General features: G+C 65.4%; 1 protein-coding gene. It reads right to left on the reverse strand.

Annotated elements, in window-relative coordinates; translation table 11 throughout:
- Window positions 1-60 precede the first annotated feature (60 nt).
- The gene (locus BHD08_RS22895) at window positions 61-1,257 is read right to left on the reverse strand and encodes an IS256 family transposase (RefSeq protein ID WP_125025258.1); all 1,197 of its coding nucleotides are present in this window, start codon (window positions 1,255-1,257) and stop codon (window positions 61-63) included.
- Between the last annotated feature and the right edge of the window lie 126 nt (window positions 1,258-1,383).

Consider the following 1,383-nt stretch of genomic DNA (forward strand, 5'->3'; position numbering starts at 1 on the left):
GGATCGTGTCCCGGGAAGTGGTGTAACTGCCATGGCTCTGGCAGTCGAGTCTGCGGGGGCTCAGCTGATCACAGCGGATAGCCGAGCAGGTTGATTGTCACTGAGCGATTGCAGTCCCTCAAGCTGCATGTAGCGGCGTTGCAGGCTCCATTCGTCGTTCTGCTCCAGCAGCATCGCCCCGACCAGGCGGACGATGGCGGCGTCGTTGGGGAAGATGCCTACCACGTCGGTGCGCCGCTTGATCTCGGCGTTCAGCCGCTCCAGCGGGTTGGTGCTGTGGATCTGCTGCCGGTGCGCCTTGGGGAAGCCCATGTGAGCCAGCACCTCGTCTTCACAGCCATCCATCAGCCGAGCAATCTTCGGGAAGCGCTCGCGCAGCTGATCCGCCACGACGCGCCATTGCCGCCGGGCCTCGTCCTCGCAATCCTGGGCGAATACCGTGCGCAGCAGCGCGGCCACCATGGTTCGCTGGCCCTTGCCGACATGCGCCAGGGCGTTGCGCATGAAATGCACCCGGCAGCGTTGCCAGGTCGCCTTCAGCACTTTGGCCACGGCCGCCTTGAGCCCTTCGTGGGCATCGGAGATGACCAGCTTCACCCCGCGCAGGCCACGGCGCATCAGGCTGCGCAGGAAGTCGGTCCAGAACGGCTCGGCCTCCGAGGGCCCGACCCGCATGCCCAACACCTCGCGCACGCCATCGGTATTCACCGCCACGGCGATTATGACCGCTACCGAGACGATGCGTCCGGCCTCGCGCACCTTGACGTAGGTGGCGTCGATCCACAGGTAGGGCCAGTCGCCCTCGATGGGGCGGTCGAGGAAGGCATGGACGCGCTCGTCGATCTCGCCTGCCAGGCGCGACACCTGACTCTTGGAGATGCCGCTCATGCCCATGGCCTGCACCAGCTCATCGACCGAGCGGGTCGAGACGCCCTGCACATAGGCCTCCTGGATCACCGCCGCCAGCGCCTTCTCGGCTGTGCGCCGGGGTTCCAGGAAAGGCGGGAAATAGCTGCCCTGACGCAGCTTGGGAATGCGCAGTTCGACGTCGCCGGCCCGGGTCTGCCACAGGCGATCCCGGTAGCCATTGCGGCTGTTGCTGCGCTCCTCGCTCTTGATGCCGTAGCCGGCACCGCAGCGCGTCTCCACATCGAGCTCCATCAGGCGCTGGGCGACGAACTGGATCATGTGCCGGAGCAGGTCGGCATCCGGGCCTTTCTCGGCCAGCTCATCCAGTGCGATAGTGTGCTTGGTCATCGTGGTTTCTCCGGTGATGGTTTGGTTGGCAAGCTCAACCTAGCCGGAAACCACGGTGGCCGTCCTCTCTCACGCCTGACGGCGTTTCTGGCGGCGCTCAGTTACACCACTTGGTGGGACACGATC

This window comes from Pseudomonas sp. SCT (assembly GCF_003864275.1).
GTDB classification, from domain to species: Bacteria; Pseudomonadota; Gammaproteobacteria; order Pseudomonadales; family Pseudomonadaceae; genus Stutzerimonas; species Stutzerimonas stutzeri_AE.

Bases quoted from the DNA above. Each gene is read 5' to 3' on its own strand.
- BHD08_RS22895 (WP_125025258.1), bottom strand. From the start codon at position 1,257: ATGACCAAGCACACTATCGCACTGGATGAGCTGGCCGAGAAAGGCCCG.